A 14,593-nucleotide genomic window follows, 5' to 3' on the forward strand; every position below is an offset into this window, starting at 1 on the left:
CTCCCCTAAAGGATGCCGGCCGGAAGGACCGGTGCGGCAGCAACAAGTTGTTGTGTATATGGATGGTTCGGCCGGTCGAAGACCGTGTCCGTCGGCCCTTGCTCGACAATCTTGCCGGATTTCATCACCAGCACCCGATCCGTTATCGAACGGACCACGCTGAGATCGTGACTGATGAAGAGGTAGGTCAGGCCAAACCTGTCGGCCAGATCCGCCAGTAGATCGAGCACCTGGGCGCGAACGGACACATCGAGCGCCGAAACTGCTTCGTCGAGAATGATCAGGTCCGGCTTGATGATGAGCGCACGTGCGATTGCGATGCGCTGACGCTGGCCACCGGAGAACTCGTGTATGTACTTGTGGGCATCCGCCGCGCTAAGACCGACGCTTTCAAGAGCTTCGGCAATTGCCGCGTCTCGCTCGGCCCCTTTGGGCGGGTCAGAGAGCAGATGGAAAGGCTCCGTGATCAGCCTGTCCACCCGCCAGCGCGGATTAAAGCTTCCATAGGGGTCCTGAAAGACCACCTGCATGCGCCTGCGCACGACCTGGTTGGCGTGGTGATGGGTGAAGACAGGCAGACCGTCGAACAGAATTTCGCCGTCCTGCACTTCTTCCAGACCCAGGATAGCCCGCGTCAGTGTGGACTTGCCGCAACCCGATTCACCGACAAGGCCGAGGCTCTCGCCCTTTCGGATCTCGAAGCTGACGCCATCAACAGCACGAAACTGCGTGGTCTTGCCCCACCATCCGTGTGTATGTCCGGTATAATCGCGCACGACATCACGCACCTGCAGCAGGGGCTGCTCCAGCGTTTCGTTGCCGCGTTCTGGCACATGGGCGGAGGCTTCCAGCAGCGCACGCGAATAGGGATGCTGCAGATTGCCGAAGAGCGTCTTGGCCGGACCGCTTTCGACCACCTCGCCCTGACGCATGATCACCAGATCGTCGGCCAGGTCGGCCACGACCGCGAGGTCGTGGCTGATCAGCATCAGCCCCATGCCGTCCTCGGCGACGAGACGCTTCAGAAGTTCCAGGATCTGTGCCTGGGTCGTGACATCCAGAGCGGTGGTCGGTTCGTCGGCAATCAGCAGCTTGGGCTTGAGAGCAATGGCCATGGCGATGACCACTCTCTGGCGCTGACCGCCGGAGAGTTCGTGCGGATAACGGCTTAACGGAAACCGTTCCTGCGGCAGTTCCGCGCGTTGCAGGGCATCCGCTGCGCGAGCCATTGCTTCGGCTTTCGAAACCCGCTCGTGGATCAGGATTGTCTCGGCAACCTGGTCGCCGATGGTCTTCAGCGGATTGAGCGCAGTCATCGGCTCCTGGAAGACCATGCCGACGTCCCGCCCGCGCAGGCCACACATTTCGGCTTCGCTGAGCGACAGGATATCCTTGCCCGACAGATTGATCGAACCGGTGCAGGAAGCGCCGCCCGGCAACAGCTGCAGCACGGAAAAGGCCGTGATCGACTTGCCGGACCCACTCTCGCCGATCACCCCGAGAATACGGCCCGGCGCCACTTCCATTGAGACATTCCGGAGGATCTGAAGACCGTGAATGGAAAGCGACAGGTTCCTTATGGTCAGAAGGCTCATGTCCGGGCCCTCCTGAGTTTCGGATCGAGACTGTCCCGCAGGCCATCGCCAAGCAGGTTCAGTCCAAGCACCGTCAGAAGGATGGCAAGGCCCGGAAACAGCGCCAGATGAGGCGCGAGCGATATCATCGTCTGGCTGTCGGCCAGCATCCGCCCCCAACTGGCAGTCGGCGGCTGTGCTCCAAGGCCGACATAGCTGAGCCCCGCTTCGGCGAGAATGCCCAGCGAGAACTGGATCGTGCCCTGAACGATCAGGAGATTGGCGACGTTGGGCAGGATGTGTTCCAGCGAAATACGCGCCGAGCCTTTGCCCGCGACCCGCGCCGCCAGAATGTATTCCCGGTTCCAGAGCGACAGCGCAGCGCCGCGCGTCAGGCGGGCGAAGACCGGGATATTGAAGATGCCGATGGCGATGATGGCGTTGAGTGCCGACGCCCCGAAGACGGCAGTGATCATGACCGCGATCAGAAGGCTTGGAAACGCAAACACAAGGTCATTGGCGCGCATGATGATCTCGTCCATCAGGCCGCCTTTCCTGGCAGCAGCAGCAAGACCGAGCGGCACACCAACAGCCATGCCGATGCCGACAGCAACCAGGGCGACGGCAATGGATGTGCGCGCACCGACCATGATCATGCTGAGAATGTCCCGCCCAAACTGATCGGTTCCGAAGAGGTGCAGCCAGCTTGGCGGCTTCATGCGGTTGGCGATATCCAGCACTGTCGTGTCATACGGTACCCAGACGAGGCTGATGAACGCGGCGGCTGTGAACAGAAGCGTCAGAATGGCGCCTGGCAGCAGTGTGCGGCTGTGGAACAGGACGCTCATCAACGTCGCCTCCGCAGTCTCGGATCGACCCAGGCATAGGCCATGTCGACAGTGAAGTTGACGACGATGACCGCAAAGACCAGCAGCATCACGACGCTTTCGACCACGATCAGGTCGCGCGCGCTGATAGACTGAAAGACCAGCCTGCCGAGGCCCGGCAGAAAGAAGACGTTTTCAATGATGATTGCGCCCGCCAGCAGGAAGGAGAATTGCAGCCCGAGGATCGTCAGCACCGGAATAAGGGCGTTTCGCACCGCATGACGCCAGAGTGCCTGTCCCTTGCTGAGGCCCTTGGCACGGGCAGTGCGGATGAAGTCCTCTCCCAGCGTGTCCAGCAGGCTGGAGCGCATCACCCGTGTCAGGATGCTCGCCTGCGGCAGGGCCAGGGCGATGGCCGGCAGCGTCAACGCTTTCATGGCGGCGAAGAATCCCGCGTCCCACCCGGGAAACCCGCCGGCGGAAAACCAGCGCAGATTGATTGCAAAAACCAGCACCATCAGCATCGCGAACCAGAAATTGGGGATGGCGATGCCGAGCTGGGTCACGCCCATGACGGCGCCATCGGCGTGGGAGCCCCGGCGCGAGGCAGCCCAGATACCGGCAGGAAAGGCGATCAGGGTGCTCAGTACCAGCGCATAGACTGCCAGCGGCAGAGACACCCAAAGCCTGTCGGCGATCATGCCCGCAACGGGTGTGCGATATGTGTAGGACGTGCCGAAATCGCCGACCAGAAGACCACCTGCCCAGGCTGCATAGCGCTCGAGGATGCTGCCGCCAAGGCCCAGTTCCTCGCGCAGGGCTGCAAGCGTGTCTTCCTGGGCGTTGAGGCCAAGCATGTAGGACGCCGGATCACCCGGCACCACTTCCAGCGCCAGGAAGATTATCACCGACGCGGCCACGAGGCTGAGCCCCAGGGACAGAAGGCGTTTCAGGAAATATTGCAGCATGAACGCGTCGCGTGCCTATCGGCAGTCAGATACCGGCAAAAGGAAAGGAGTGAAGGTGGATGCCCGCACACCGGGCGCGAGCATCCGCTTTGCGGTATGGGTCAGTCTTCCCAATAGACCGCCGTCAGATCCGTTGCCTGGGTCGGCTGGTTTTCCCAGAGCCCCTTGATCTTGGCGTCGGCGATGGTCGGGAATGCGAGCTGGAACAGGTAGGTGTTGACGTAGTCTCCGGAGATCGTCTCCTGAGCCTGTTTCAGAAGGTCGGAGCGTTTTGCCGGATCGTTCTCCGCCGTCAGATCGGCAATGAGCTTCTGGAAGTCCGCATTGTCATACTGGAAATAGTAATCCGGCCGGGCATAGATGCCGATATCCATCGGCTCGGTATGGCTGACGATTGTCAGGCCGAAATCCTTGCCCTTGAAGACCTGCTCCAGCCACTGCGCCCATTCCAGGTTGGTGATTTCCGTTTCGATACCGACGGCGCGGAGTTGTGCGGCGATGATCTCCCCGCCCCGGCGGGCATAGGATGGCGGCGGCAGCTTGAGCGTGGTGGTGAAACCATCCGCATAGCCGGCCTCGGCCAGCAGCTTCTTGGCGAGGTCCGGATCGTACTGGCTGCTCCCCGTCAGATCGACGTAATCGGGGTTATGCGGTGCAAAATGCGTTCCGATCGGCGTGCCGTAGCCGAACATCGCGCCATCGATGATCGCCTGCCGGTCAACCGCGTGGGCAATCGCTTCGCGCACCTTGATGTTGTCGAGCGGCGGCAACTTGTTGTTGGCTGCAAGAATGGTCTCGCCTTCGGTAGAGCCGACCAGCACCTGGAAGCGGGCGTCGGCCTCAAACTGCGGCAGGTTTTCCGGCGCCGGAAAACCGACGAAGGCGTTGACGTCTTCCGCCATCACGGCCGCGAAGGCTGCCGTCGGATCGGAAATGAACTTGAAGGTGACCTTGTCGAGCTTGGCCGGTTCACCCCAGTAGTCTGCGTTCTTTTCCAGATCGATCCGGTCGCCCTGCACCCAGTCGGTGAACTTGAACGCGCCCGTTCCAACCGGCTTGCTCTTGATATCGCCAATGGATTCGGGAGCGACAATAACCGCATCGCCCCAGGCCATGTTGAACAGGAAACTGCCGTTCGGCTCCTTGAGCGTTACCTTCACGGTCAGCGGATCCACGACTTCCACGCTCTCGATACCGGCAAACAGAGCTTTCTGGGCGTTCTGACTGTCGTCTGCGCGGGCACGATCGAGGCTGAACTTTACGTCGTCCGCCGTCAGATCAGATCCATCGTGAAATTTCACGCCGTTGTGCAGCTTGAAGGTATAGGTCTTGCCGTCCTCGGAAATCTCCCAGCTTTCGGCCAGCCCGGGATTGACCGAGCCATCGGGACCGAAGCGGGTCAGACCTTCGAAGACGTTGGAGTAAAGGACGGAATCAATCGCGCCTGCAGCGGCACCAGTCGGGTCCAGATGTGGCGGTTCCAGTTGCATGGCAACCACGATATCGCTTTTTGCATGGGCCATTCCCATGCTCGCTGCCAGCGCCAAAGCACTGACCAGACCCAATCCAAACTTACGCAAACGCATGACTTCCCCCTTTATTGAGGCTGCTTTCGCAAGGCCTTGCCAACAGCTCGATCAGCGAACGGCCCATGACCTTCGCAGAATCGAGCATGTCATCCACTCCCACATATTCGTCCGGTTTATGTGCCAGATCCAGAATGCCCGGGCCATAGGCGATACAATTTTTCAGTTTGCCGATACGATCGATATGCTTCTGGTCGTAGGTACCCGGGCTGACGACATATTCAGCTTCACGGCCCATGGTTTCGGCAATGGCCTTGGCGACGGTCCGCACGACGGGCGCATCCTTTTCGGTCATGGTGGGCAGCACCCTGTGCAGTTCCCGCAAGTCGTAGCGGAACTTGTCGCGCCGTCCTTCAACCGTCTTCAGAACTTCCAGAACTTCCGCCTGCACGTCGTCGATATTCTCTTCCAGCAGGAACCGGCGGTCGATCACCATCCGGCAACTGTCCGGCACGCAGGGGCTCGGAAGCCCGGTAAAGTCCGCATCGCCTTCCGATTGACCACCGTGGATGGAATTGATGTTGAGCGTCGACTGTTTCGCGCCTTCCGGCACCACCGGCATTTCGGTGCGCTTTTGCGCGAGCGCCGGAAACAGGCTCTGCTCCATCTCGTCGATCACCGCTCCCATGTGACGGACGGCACAATCGCCGAGGAACGGCATAGAGCCATGAGCGATCTCTCCGAATGTCTCCAGCTCGGCCCACCAGACACCTCGGTGACCGAGGCAGATCCGATCCTTGTTCAGCGGCTCGGGAATGATGACGTGCTGAACCCGGTCCGGACTGAAATAGCCCTTGCCTGCAAGATAGGCGACGCCGCCGTAGCCCCCCGATTCCTCGTCGGCCGTTCCGCTGATCTCGATAGCTCCGGCAAAGTCCGGACAGACCGCAAGGAAAGCCTCGGCTGCAACGATGCTGGCAGCAAGGCCGCCCTTCATGTCGCAGGCGCCTCGGCCGTAAATCTTGCCGTCGACAAGTTCCCCGCCGAACGGATCCTTTGTCCAGCCGTGGCCGACGTCGACAACGTCGATATGACTGTTGAAGTGCACGCATTCGCCCGGTCGGTCGCCATCCCGGCGCGCGACGATGTTCCAGCGCGGATACTTGTCGCTGTCGCCTGGCGTTCCATGCGCCCGGATCAGTTCGATGTCGAAGCCGGACCTGGACAGACGCTTCTGCAGATAATCGCAGATATCGCGGTAGTTCTCGCCGGGCGGGTTGAGCGTGGGAATGCGCAGAAGGTCCTGGGTCAACGCGATCAGATCCTCGCGCCTTCCGTCGATCTCCCGGATCAGGTCGTCTGCTAGCGCCATCCCGTCTCAGCCTCCCCTTGGTAAAAGCAACGAGAACTATGCTACCGTCAAACTACGGTGCCAATACCGTAGGAACACGGTGGAACATGACAGACCTCGACCAACTGGCCTTCGAAAACGCGCCCATGGGTTTGGCGCTGACCGAAAACCGGATCATTCGTGCCTGCAATCAGACATTCGTTGAGATGTTCGGGTTCAAGAAGTCTCAGCTGATCGGGCAGAGTTTCCGGTTGCTCTACGGCACGGATCAGGAATTTCACCAGATCCGCGACATTGGCCTGGAGCCCTTGCGCCGGTCCCTGCCCTACACGGACGAGCGGTTGATGCGCCGGTCTGATGGAACGCCTATCTGGTGCCGGTTCCGGGCAAGAACCCTGACGCCGGAAACACCGCTGGCGCGGATCGTCCTGAGTTTCGCCCTGATCGACAATGCTGCCGCCGGGCCGAAGCTGACACCGCGCGAACGCGATGTCCTGCTGCTTCTTTCCCAGGGGCAGACCAGCAAGGAGATGGGCCGCATTCTGGGACTCTCGCCCAGAACCGTCGAAGACGTGCGCGCGCGGCTCCTGAAGAAGTTTCAGGTCAAAAGCGTTGCCGTGCTGCTGTCCCGGCTTTCTGGACAATAGATGGCACGCTTCTGTTCGCTTGTTACTCGCCTGGTTTCAAACCATTGGGCTTGAAGGCCCCGCCGAAGGGAGACGGATTGGCTTTCACCGGCGCTTCAAGCGGCGCCGTGGACGCAGGTGCCTGGTTCTGCTGTTGCGCTTCCATCTTCCGGCGCTGCTCCTCCAGAAGTTCCTGCTGACGAGCGCGCTTGTCATCGAGGATCTGCTGTTTGCAAACGCCAGCATCGTGCTGCGAACCCTGATAGGTGGCAAAGCCTGCAACACCCAGAAGGATCACGAAGATCGTCAGCGGGTGGACCAGTGTCCGCAGAACCGGATTGCCGTAAATGCGGGAACGCGCAGCAGTGCCGGTCCGCATCACTTCCTTCCGCCGCATGTGGGCTTCGTGGACCACTGCCCCGATCAGCGTAACCCCGATGATGATGACCGCGAGCGCCGACAAGGAAGGGTCTGTCCCATGACGAACCTTGGAAGCCAGTGCCGTGGTGAACGTATTGCCGGAGAGGATCGTGAAGACAGTGGTGTTGTAGTTCTCGAAAGATGCCAGGAAGGTCAGAAACGCGGCAGAGCCGATGGCCGGCCACAGGAACGGCAACAGGATCTTGCGGAAGGCCTGTCCCGGCGTCGCGCCGAGATCGAGTGCGGCTTCCGTCAGGATCGGATCGAAGCGCTGCAGTCTTGCGAGAAACACCAGCATCGCATAGGCGGAAATGAAGGTGACCTGACCGGCAAGTGTCAGAAACATGCCTTTGTAGAAGATCGAACCGTAGTCCGCGCCAACGGACCTGCCGAAAGCGCCCCAGAAGACAATGGTCGAGATGCCCAGAACGACGCCTGGAATGAGGATAGGCGTGATCAGCACCGTGTAGAGCGCCGCACGCAGGCGCGGTCCGAGCTCCGAGAGCGCAAGCGCTCCCGCCAGCCCGATCGGCACGGCAATGACCACCACACTGATGGCGATCACCAAGCTGTTGGCCAGCCCGCTCATAAGACGGTCATTGGCGAAGAGAACGCCAAACCAATCCGTCGTGAAGCATTCCCATGGCGTGATCCGCGGGAAGGAGGACGAATTGAACGCCGTGATCACCATGATGATCAGCGGCCCGAACAGGAAGGTGAAGAAAAGCAGGGAGAAGCCTGCCGCGACCACGCCGCCACCTGTGCCCCGGTTCATCGGCCGATCTCCCCGATGGAGACCTTGAAGATCCGCATCAGCATCATGACGAAGGAGATGCAGACAATCAGCAGGATCACCGCATAGGCCGAACCGCGTTGCCAGTTGGCGCTCTCGTTGAACCACTGGTAGATGAGCTGGGTGAACCAGAGATTGGAAGGACCGCCGAGGATCTGGGGGGCTGCAAGCGCACCTGCCGTCAGCATGAACACCATGGTTGCCCCGGAGGCGATGCCCGGCTTGGCAACCGGCAGCACCACCCGCCAATGCACCCGCCACCAGCTGGCCCCCATGTCCCTTGCCGCTTCGATCTGGTTGCGGTCGAGCGCCTCGACGGCATTGAAGATCGGGAAAACCATCAGGAGGATGTAGGCATAGGTCAGCCCGGAATAGAGCGCGACGTCAGCCCGGATGAAATCGACAGGCTGATCCCACAGCCCCACCGACATGCCGATGCCGTTGATGAGGCCCGTTGAACCGAACAGGACACGGAAGGCGAAGGCACGCAGGATCTCGTTGACCCAGAAGGGCACGATCAGGCCGATGACCATCATCCGCGCCGCAACGCCGGTGGCCGAATGAGCGAGAATGAAGGCGATCGGGTAGCAGAGCAGAATGTCGATACAGGTGACGAACACCGCCGCGATCAGGGTCTTGAACAGGATACCGATATCGAGCGTGTTGACCGTGCCGTCGTTGCCTTGGAAAAAATACGAATAGTTTTCAAGAGTATAGACATCTTGCGGTCCACCGACTTCAGCTGCCGGCAGGTTGAACCGGAAGGAATAGTCGAGCATTGCCACCTGCGGCAGCGTGATCAGGCAGATGACCCAGAACAGGACTGCCACGGCGACGAACGATGCAGCGCCAAGACCATGCTTGCCGGAAATTTCCCTGAATACGTTTTGAAGCGCTTTCATCCTCACGCTCCCGCAAGTGCGCCATGTGGCAGGACAATTGCCTGCTCTGGCGTGAAGCCGAGCGAAACGGCACCACCGGAGAGATTGTCCGGCGCTCCGCCAAGGCTGACCCGGGTGAGCCGAAGCTGGACACCGTTCGCTTCCAGGAACATCTGCCGCGAATTGCCTTCGAACTCTTCCTTCACCCAGTTCGCTGTCAGGCTGTTGGGGGCACCATCACCAAGGCTCAGTTGCTCGGGTCGAATGAACAGGATGCAGTCTTCGCCCGCCTTGTATTGGCGCCCGCCTGCTGCCCTTCCCTGCAGGCGGCCGAGTGGCGTTTCAACGGAAACCAGCGCTTCCGACTGCTGGGCAACCTTGCCTTCGATGGCATTGGTCTCGCCCACGAATGAGGCGACAAACGAAGTCTTCGGCCGATTGTAGATGGTTTCCGGCGGGTCGACCTGCTCGATAACGCCGGAGTTCATGACCGCGACGCGGTCCGACATGGTCAGGGCCTCGCCCTGATCGTGGGTGATATAGATGAAGGTCAACCCGACGCGCTGCTGGATGGCGCGCAGTTCGGTGCGCATGTGGTGGCGCAGTTTCAGATCGAGCGCGGACAGCGGCTCATCAAGAAGCAGAATATCCGGCTCGACCGCCAGCGCACGGGCAATCGCCACACGCTGTCGCTGACCGCCGGAAAGCTCGTGCACCTTTTTGTCGCCGACACCGGGAAGCGCGATCATGTCCAGAAGTTCGTCTGCCCGCTTGCGCCGGTCCTTGCGGCCGATGCCCCGGACCTCCAACGGAAAGGCGATGTTGTCGGCAACGCTCATCAGCGGAAAGAGAGCAAGGTTCTGGAAGATCAGCGCTGTCGGGCGCTTGTTCGGGCCGATGCCCTTCATGTCCTGCCCGCCGATCAACACCCGGCCTTCGGACGGATCGGAGAAGCCGGAAATACACCGCAGCAAGGTGGTCTTGCCACAGCCGGATGGCCCCAGGAAGGAGAAGAACTCGCCGCCCTTGATGACGAGATGTGCATTGTCGACCGCGGTATAGGCCCCAAAACGAATGGAAACGTGATCCAGAACAATATCTTTTGTGGCCATGGCGCTCTCAGAAGGACGGCGGGAAAGGGAGACGGAAAAAGGGCGGCTTGGCGCCGGACGCATTGCGCCCGGCACCCGCCATTGAGAAAGCCGGAGAGGCCTTAAGCGGACAGGAACTTGTTGGTGTATTCGGTCCGTTTTTCCGAGTACCAGGGGGCTTCCGCCGGCCAGGCATTCAGGTTGTCCAGCGCTTCGCCCGGATAAGCATCGGCAAAGTTCTTGGCATAGATTTCGCCGCCGAATTCGGCCGCGCCGATTACCGGTGAATTGTAACCGTGGGTCTTGATGGCTTCGCCGGCGAGCTTGGCGTCGTAAGCCGTCTCGATGAAGGCATAGATCTGGTCAATGTTCTTCGCTCCGGTCGGCATGGCCAGTCCATCGACCCAGGCCATCGCACCTTCCTTCGGCGCCCGGTACATGACCGGCTCACCAGCCGTTTTCAGGGCAAGCGGAGGTCCGTCCCAGGTCTGGCCGACGATCACGCCTTCGTTCAGGAGACCGTTCTTCTGGGTATCCGCATCGTTCCAGATCAGCTTGATGTTCGGCTTCTTGGCGATGGCGGCCTCAACGACCTTGGTCCAGACCTCGTCCATCTTTTCCGGGCTCTCGTAAGCAGCCCACATGGAACCCGGCTCCAGTTCGCCGCGGCCTTCAAGGCCGAGACCGAGGCCAAGCAGCATGGAATGTCCACGGCCCATTGTCTTGCCGGCATTGGCTTCATCCCAGACATCGTAATAGCTCGGGAATTCGCCACCGGGAACAAAGGCGTCCGTCCGCCAGGCAATGCCTTCCGTGCCCCAGATATGCGGCAGCCAGAAGACGCCCTTGCCGTCGAAGTTCCAGTGGGTTTCGCCAAGAGCCATTGAAGGGTTGACCTTGTCGAGCGCGACCTTCGACATATCGAACGGCTGCAAGAGGCCAAGTTCTGCCCACAGAAGGTTGCGGTTCACGGTCGGTGAAACGATGTCGAAGCCTTCGCCGTTGGTGGCCTTCAGCTTGTTGATGATCTCCTCGTTGGAGCCGATGCCGGTGAAGTTGATCTTGATGCCGGTCTTGTCCGTGAAGCCGTTGACGAAGCTTTCCGGCAGATAGTCCGACCACATCATGATGTTGATTTCACCGGACGAGGCCAGCACGCTGGAGCTGACGATTGCCGGCATGGACAGCCCTGCGCCTGCCGCGGCTGCGGTTTTCAGGAAATCGCGCCGCGTTGCGGATGCTCCCTTTTTAAAACTGATCATGACTTCCCCTTCACTGTTGGTCTCACCAAACTGTTCCTCGTTCTGGCGCGTTACAGGCCGCATTTTTCTGGAAAGGGTCGCATTGCCCGGACGATCCTGCGCCGCGTTGCAAGAAAGGATATTGCGGTGCAATATTCACCCTTAGAGCCAGAGAGTGAAAACTATGGAGCCAGAGGAATTGCCGGGCTTTGCAGGTTCGGGAAACAGCTTCAAACTACCGCCTTCGGGCCAACCGAATTCAGGGACGACCACAAAGTTCAAATGCTTGCGACCTATTTCGATACGCCCTTCGATCCGGGCAGACGACTGCAGCACCAGATTCAGGAACGGCTTATAGAGGCCATTCTGGACGGCGTGTGGCCCCTGCACGAACCGCTGCCGGCAACCCGTGTCTTTTCCAGCGAGATAAAGGTTTCCAGAAACACGGTTGCCATCGTCTATGAGAGACTGGTTGAGGACGGTTATCTGAAGTCGGTCAGCCGGCGCGGGTATTTCATCAACGAACGGCACATCCGCGAGCAGCTCAACATCCGGGTCGATGATCACGCCAAGGACATCCTGCCCACCGCCGAACAGCCCTTCAATCCGCAAGCCTTTCTGACCTACAGCTACGCGGCCCAGGAAAACATTTCAAAACCGGCCGACTGGCAGTCCTATCCCTACCCTTTCATCTATGGCCAGCTTGCTCCGGACAAGACATCCGTCGCGCGCTGGCGCGATTGTGTCCGGTTGGCAGGCACTGCCCAGCACGCCCCGACCTGGATCGGCGATCTGGTCGATCAGGACGACCCGATGCTGGTCAACCAGATTATCCGCCGAATGCTGCCGCAACGGGGCTTCCGGGCAGAGCCGGACGAGATTCTGGTAACAGTCGGCGCCCAGAATGCCCTCTTCCTGGTGGCGCAGCTCTTTTGCCGACCCGGGGTCAGGACGGACATGGAAGAGCCCGGCTATGTGGACACCCGCAACATCTTCCAATCCTTCGGGGCAGAGCTGAAGTATCACCCGGTCGATTCAAACGGCATGCGGGTTGGAGACGAGCTGAAGGGGGCACGGCTTGTTTACGTAACACCCGGCCATCAGTCCCCAACCAACGTCACCATGTCGATGGAGCGGCGTCTGCGGTTGCTGGCCCATGCCGAAACGCATGATTTCATCGTTCTGGAAGACGATTATGAGCATGAGCTGAATTTCATCGGAGCACAGAAACCGTCCTTGCGCAGTTTCGACCGTACCGGACGTGTGATCCACGTTGCCAGTCTTTCCAAGGCCCTGTTTCCGGGATTGCGGCTCGGTTTCATCGCTGCGGACAGGCGCATTATCAAAGAGCTTCGAGCCCTTCGCCGATTGATGTATCGGCACACCTCAGCGCTCGACCAGCGGGCGATGGCGATCTTTCTGTCCGAGGGCCATTACGATTCCCATATCCGACGTCAGCGAAAGGTGCTGTCGCAGAAATGGAAGAAGATCTTCAGGCTCATCGAAACGCATCTGCCGACCTGCCAGGCAACAGTCACGACGGGTGGGTCAGGCGTGTGGATCAGGCTACCGGAGAGTATCCGCGCTGCGGAACTGCAATCGAGAGCCGCGCGGCAAGGACTCCTGATCGAGGCAGGAGACGACAGGTATTTCTCCCCGAATAGTCCGCGAAACCGGATCCGCCTGGGCTTCGGTGCGATTGCCGAAGAAAAGATGGAGCCGGGCATCAAGCTGCTCGGCCAACTTCTGGCAGACAGCAGGTAGCGATCCCGGCTCAAAGCCGGGATACCCCGCGACAGGCAGCTTACAGCTCTGCCTTGCCCAACACCTTCTGGAGGACATCAATCATCATCGAGAGATCTTCTTCCGATGTGGTGAGTGCCGGGGCGAAGATCAGCGCATCGCCGGTTGCTTTCACATGCAGGCCTTCGTCGAAAAGCTTCCGCTGCACCAGAGATCCCTTGGCTCCGGGCGTTTCGCCCGGTGTCAGCTGAATGCCGGACATCATGCCGTGACCACGCAGGTCGTGGACATGTGGCAGATTGCGAAGGCTGAAAACACCGTCGAGGAATGTTGACGAGAGGCTTGCCGCCCGCTCGAAAAGACCTTCGGTCTTGTAGATGTCAAGTGTTGCCAGCGCCGCGGCGCAGGCAACCGGGTGGGCGGAGTAGGTATAACCGTGCATAAGTTCCGGCCGATCCGCGGTGATGGAATCAATGACGGCTTTCTGGATCTCCGTCTTTACCGCGACAGCGCTCATGGGGATCGCGCCGTTGGTAATCGCCTTCGCCATCGTCATGACATCCGGTGTGACGCCGAATTCCTGTGCCGCGAAGGCTGAGCCCGTCCGGCCGAAACCGGTGATGACTTCGTCGAACACCAGCAGAATGCCGTATTTGTCGGCGATCTCGCGCAGCTTCTGCAAATACCCGAGGGGAGGCACGATAGTGCCGATAGAGCCGGCAATCGGCTCGACAAAGACCGCGGCAATGGTCTCGCCGCCGTAGGTCTTGCAGATCTCTTCCAGATCTTCGGCAATCCCCGCGCCGTCTTGCGGTTGCCCTCTCGTGAAGCGCTGATCCTCGTTCCAGGTGTGGCGCATGTGAACGACGTCGCAGGTAACACCGGAAAAATCCCGCCGGTTGTTGACCATGCCCGCCAGCGATGTGCCGCCGAGGTTGACCCCGTGATAGGCCCAGGCCCGCGAAACAAAACGGGTGCGCTGAGGCTCGCCTTTGGCCTTGTGATAGGCAAGGCAGATCTTGATGGCGGAATCGACGGCTTCAGACCCGGAAGACCCGAAAAAGATGCGGTCGAGTCCTTCCGGCAGAATTCCGCTGAGCGCCTCGGCAAGTTCGAAGGAGATCGGCGCTGCGCGCTGGAAGTGCGGGGAATAATCCAGAACCTGAAGCTGCTTGTAGACGGCTTCGGCAATCTCCTTGCGGCCATGCCCCGCTGCACAGGTGAACAGGCCTGACGATCCGTCCAGGATTTCCCGCCCCTCGGGCGTCCAATACCGCACGCCCTCCGCCCGCGCGAACATCTGCGGTTCCTTGTGGAAGAGACGGTTGTTGGTGAACGGAAGCCAGTGGTGATCCATGTTGATCGGCATCTGGGTCATGGCGCAGGGTCCTTCAGATCGGAGCATTCCCATCACTCCTAGGACCAGTCGCAAACCCGCCGTAGAGCCAGCGCTTGAATTCATAGGAGCCAGAGGCCCAAAGCCTGCTTTTGGCGTTGTGCTGGCGGGGCAGCTGCCTATGGTCCGGTCAAGCGACTGTTTCAGATACATCAG

The 14,593-nt window shown here is 60.1% G+C and carries 12 protein-coding genes; 2 read left to right on the top strand and 10 right to left on the bottom strand.

The annotated features are described in order from the left end of the window. Nucleotides 1-5: 5 nt before the first annotated feature. The 5 genes from FIV05_RS24750 to FIV05_RS24770 form a co-directional block, all read right to left on the bottom strand. Nucleotides 6-1,595: a dipeptide ABC transporter ATP-binding protein gene (locus FIV05_RS24750; protein WP_152511344.1), complete on the bottom strand. Its 1,590-nt coding sequence runs from the start codon at nt 1,593-1,595 to the stop codon at nt 6-8. Then, nucleotides 1,592-2,422 carry an ABC transporter permease gene (locus tag FIV05_RS24755; RefSeq protein ID WP_152511345.1) on the bottom strand — a complete coding sequence of 277 codons (831 nt, stop codon included), beginning with the start codon at nt 2,420-2,422 and terminating at the stop codon, nt 1,592-1,594. The genes FIV05_RS24750 and FIV05_RS24755 overlap by 4 nt, the downstream gene beginning before the upstream one ends. Continuing rightward, on the bottom strand, nt 2,422-3,369 hold the full coding sequence (locus FIV05_RS24760; RefSeq protein ID WP_022997674.1) for an ABC transporter permease: 948 nt from the start codon (nt 3,367-3,369) through the stop codon (nt 2,422-2,424). The genes FIV05_RS24755 and FIV05_RS24760 overlap by 1 nt, the downstream gene beginning before the upstream one ends. 101 nt (nt 3,370-3,470) lie before the next feature. Then, nucleotides 3,471-4,955: an ABC transporter substrate-binding protein gene (locus tag FIV05_RS24765; protein WP_152511346.1), complete on the bottom strand. Its 1,485-nt coding sequence runs from the start codon at nt 4,953-4,955 to the stop codon at nt 3,471-3,473. Beyond that, on the bottom strand, nt 4,942-6,267 hold the full coding sequence (locus FIV05_RS24770) for an acetylornithine deacetylase/succinyl-diaminopimelate desuccinylase family protein (protein ID WP_022997676.1): 1,326 nt from the start codon (nt 6,265-6,267) through the stop codon (nt 4,942-4,944). Before FIV05_RS24770 ends, FIV05_RS24765 begins: the two co-directional genes overlap by 14 nt. 86 nt (nt 6,268-6,353) lie before the next feature. On the opposite strand from FIV05_RS24770, the gene FIV05_RS31945 reads away from it, so the two are divergent. After that, complete coding sequence (locus FIV05_RS31945) at nt 6,354-6,893, top strand: PAS and helix-turn-helix domain-containing protein (protein WP_077290327.1); 540 nt, start codon at nt 6,354-6,356, stop codon at nt 6,891-6,893. A 22-nt stretch (nt 6,894-6,915) separates the two neighbouring features. Here FIV05_RS31945 and FIV05_RS24780 read toward each other — a convergent pair whose 3' ends face one another. The 4 genes from FIV05_RS24780 to FIV05_RS24795 form a co-directional block, all read right to left on the bottom strand. After that, a complete protein-coding gene (locus FIV05_RS24780) occupies nt 6,916-8,067 on the bottom strand; it encodes an ABC transporter permease (protein WP_152511347.1) in 1,152 nt (383 codons plus the stop codon). Next, nucleotides 8,064-8,987 carry an ABC transporter permease gene (locus FIV05_RS24785; protein WP_022997679.1) on the bottom strand — a complete coding sequence of 308 codons (924 nt, stop codon included), beginning with the start codon at nt 8,985-8,987 and terminating at the stop codon, nt 8,064-8,066. The genes FIV05_RS24780 and FIV05_RS24785 overlap by 4 nt, the downstream gene beginning before the upstream one ends. 2 nt (nt 8,988-8,989) lie before the next feature. Next, on the bottom strand, nt 8,990-10,078 hold the full coding sequence (locus FIV05_RS24790; RefSeq protein ID WP_152511348.1) for an ABC transporter ATP-binding protein: 1,089 nt from the start codon (nt 10,076-10,078) through the stop codon (nt 8,990-8,992). A gap of 101 nt (nt 10,079-10,179) precedes the next feature. Next, nucleotides 10,180-11,319: a substrate-binding domain-containing protein gene (locus FIV05_RS24795; RefSeq protein WP_075282063.1), complete on the bottom strand. Its 1,140-nt coding sequence runs from the start codon at nt 11,317-11,319 to the stop codon at nt 10,180-10,182. 261 nt (nt 11,320-11,580) lie between these two features. Here FIV05_RS24795 and FIV05_RS24800 point away from each other — a divergent pair, with 261 nt between their 5' ends. Beyond that, entirely contained in the window at nt 11,581-13,062 is a 1,482-nt protein-coding gene (locus tag FIV05_RS24800) for a PLP-dependent aminotransferase family protein (RefSeq protein ID WP_152511349.1), read from the top strand. A gap of 40 nt (nt 13,063-13,102) precedes the next feature. Here FIV05_RS24800 and FIV05_RS24805 read toward each other — a convergent pair whose 3' ends face one another. After that, the gene (locus tag FIV05_RS24805; protein WP_286202231.1) at nt 13,103-14,446 is read right to left on the bottom strand and encodes an aminotransferase class III-fold pyridoxal phosphate-dependent enzyme; all 1,344 of its coding nucleotides are present in this window, start codon (nt 14,444-14,446) and stop codon (nt 13,103-13,105) included. Nucleotides 14,447-14,593 lie beyond the last annotated feature (147 nt).

This window comes from Labrenzia sp. THAF191a, assembly GCF_009363335.1.
GTDB classification, from domain to species: domain Bacteria; phylum Pseudomonadota; class Alphaproteobacteria; order Rhizobiales; family Stappiaceae; genus Roseibium; species Roseibium algicola.